This window comes from uncultured Thermus sp., from assembly GCF_938010445.1.
Lineage (GTDB): Bacteria > Deinococcota > Deinococci > Deinococcales > Thermaceae > Thermus > Thermus altitudinis.
On the sequence record NZ_CALLUR010000090.1, the window covers coordinates 1 to 2628 of the forward strand.

Consider the following 2628-nt stretch of genomic DNA (forward strand, 5'->3'; position numbering starts at 1 on the left):
GCAGCGAAGCGGGCATTTTGAGGGAACCATCATCGCCTGGATGGAGATCCGGAGCTACAAGTTCTTAAAGCCGGTCTTCATCGGGGACACGGTGAGGGGGGAGAGCGAGATCCTGGAGAAGCACGAAACCAGCAAGCCCGACCGGGGCGTGGTGGTGCAACGGGTGCGGGTCCTGAACCAGCGGGGCGAGGTGGTGCAGGAGGGGGAGTTTGTCACCCTGGTCCGCAGAAAGCCCCAGGTATAGCGAGTCGGGCAAGGCCGAGGGTACGGCTACCGGTGCGGGGGGAGTTCCTCCAAGGGAGGGGGGTGGTGCACGACGGGATCCTCGCCGCCCTTCCGGACACCGCCCTTGGCCACGCTGTGGGCAGCCTGGGGGTGGAGGTGGTGACCGTAGAGCTGAGCGTGAGCTATCTAAGACCTGTGCGGGAGGGGCTTCTCCAAGCCCAGGCCCGGGTGGTCCACGCAGGAGGGAGGCTCTTCCACGCCACAGGCGAGGTCCTCTTGGAGGAAAGCGAGGTGGCCCTTGCGAAGGGGATCTTCTACCGGGTGGCCTGAACGCCTTACCAGGGATATCCTGGTGGCGAAGCGAAAGGAGGGGAGATGTTCCCGAGCACCATGATGGACGAGGAGCTAAACCTGTGGGATTTCTTGGAAAGGGCGGCAGAGCTTTTCCCCCAAAAGGAAGTGGTATCCCGGCTCCACACCAGCGAGGTCCACCGCACCTCCTACGCTTCCCTCTTTGTCCGAGCCAAAAGGCTCATGGGAGGTCTTAGGAACCTGGGGGTGCAAGTGGGGGACCGGGTAGCCACCTTGGGCTTTAACCATTTCCGCCACCTGGAGGCCTATTTTGCCGTGCCCGGGATGGGAGCGGTCCTTCACACGGCAAACCCCCGCCTTTCCCCCAAGGAGATCGCCTATATCCTGAACCATGCCGAGGACAAGGTCCTCCTCTTTGACCCCCAGCTCCTCCCCTTGGTGGAACGCCTGCGCCCGGAGCTCTCCACCGTGCGCCACCTCGTGGTGATGGACGAAAAGGCACCGGAGGGATACCTGGCCTACGAGGAGGTGTTGGGCGAGCAGGTGGACCCCGTACGGGTACCCGAGCGCGCCGCCTGCGGCATGGCCTACACCACGGGGACCACCGGCCTTCCCAAAGGGGTGGTCTACAGCCACCGGGCCTTGGTGCTTCACACCCTGGCGGCAAGCCTCGAGGACGGCACCGCCCTCTCAGAAAAGGACACGGTGCTCCCCGTGGTGCCCATGTTCCATGTGAACGCCTGGTGCCTGCCCTATGCCGCCACCCTGGTGGGGGCCAAGCAGGTTCTGCCGGGCCCCAGGCTGGATCCCGCCTCCTTAGTGGAGCTCTTTGATGGGGAGGGGGTGACCTTCACCGCCGGGGTGCCCACGGTGTGGCTGGCCCTGGCCGAATACCTGGAAGGCACCGGCCAACGCCTCAAAACCCTGAGGCGCCTGGTGGTGGGGGGAAGCGCCGCCCCGGGAAGCCTGGTGGAGCGCTTTGAGCGCATGGGTATAGAGGTGCGGCAGGGCTACGGCCTCACGGAAACCTCCCCGGTGGTGGTGCAGAACTTCATAAAAAGCCACCTGGAAAGCCTCCCCTGGGAGGAGAGGATCCGCCTTAAGGCCAAAACCGGCCTCCCCATCCCTCTTGTGCACCTTCGGGTTGCCGACGAGGAAGGCCGCCCGGTGGCCAAAGATGGCAGAACCATGGGGGAGGTCCAGCTCAAGGGGCCCTGGATCACCGGGGGGTACTACCGAAACGAGGAGGCTAGCCGCCAGGCCCTCACCACGGACGGATGGTTTCGCACCGGGGATATCGCCGTGTGGGACGAGGAGGGTTACCTGGAGATCAAGGACCGGCTCAAGGACCTTATCAAGTCGGGCGGGGAGTGGATCTCCAGCGTGGACCTGGAAAACGCCCTCATGGGCCACCCCCAGGTGAAAGAGGCGGCAGTGGTGGCCATTCCCCATGCCAGGTGGCAGGAGAGGCCCTTGGCCGTGGTGGTGCCCAGGGGAGAAAAGCCCAGCGAGGAAGACCTTAAGGAGCACCTCCTAAAGGCAGGGTTTGCCAAGTGGCAACTCCCAGACGCCTTTGTCTTCGTGGAGGAGATCCCCCGAACCAGCGCAGGAAAGTTTCTCAAGCGGGCCCTCCGGGAAAGGTACAAGGGGCTCTTTAGCGAGCGCACTCCCAAAGAGGCGCAGGGCAAAGAGGAGGAGCCTTGATGTTCTTGGAGCAGTTTCGCTTAGACGGTAAGGTGGCCCTGGTGACGGGGGGATCCCGGGGGCTGGGCCTCGAGGCCGCTTTAGCCCTTAAAGAAGCTGGGGCCAAGGTGGCGGTCCTGGCCCGGAGGGCCAGCTTCTTTGAGGAAGCCAAAAGGCATCTTGGAGAGGCCCTCTACCTGGAGGGGGACGTGCGGGACGAAGGCCGGCTCCTTCAGGTGGTGGACCAGGTGGAACAGGAGCTTGGGCCCCTCGCCATCCTGGTCAACGCCGCCGGGGTCACGTGGGGCGCTCCCTCCTGGGAGATACCTGTGGAAAAGGTGCGGGAGGTCCTCGAGGTCAACCTGGTGGGGGCCTTCCTAGCCAGCCGCGCCGCCGCCCAGCGCATGC

Annotated in this window: 3 protein-coding genes and 1 pseudogene; all 4 read left to right on the forward strand. The window is 64.5% G+C overall.

All coding sequences use genetic code 11. The features are described 5' to 3' along the window. Positions 1–244: pseudogene (locus Q0693_RS05020) on the forward strand (MaoC/PaaZ C-terminal domain-containing protein); the annotation flags it as partial. 65 nt (positions 245–309) lie between these two features. Continuing rightward, positions 310–555, forward strand: a complete 246-nt coding sequence (locus tag Q0693_RS05025) for a PaaI family thioesterase (RefSeq protein ID WP_243030437.1) — start codon at positions 310–312, stop codon at positions 553–555. A gap of 45 nt (positions 556–600) precedes the next feature. Then, on the forward strand, positions 601–2241 hold the full coding sequence (locus Q0693_RS05030; protein WP_298629664.1) for a long-chain fatty acid--CoA ligase: 1641 nt from the start codon (positions 601–603) through the stop codon (positions 2239–2241). Beyond that, a partial coding sequence (locus tag Q0693_RS05035; protein WP_298629666.1) for an SDR family NAD(P)-dependent oxidoreductase occupies positions 2241–2628 on the forward strand: 388 nt, incomplete at its 3' end. The genes Q0693_RS05030 and Q0693_RS05035, both read left to right, overlap by 1 nt.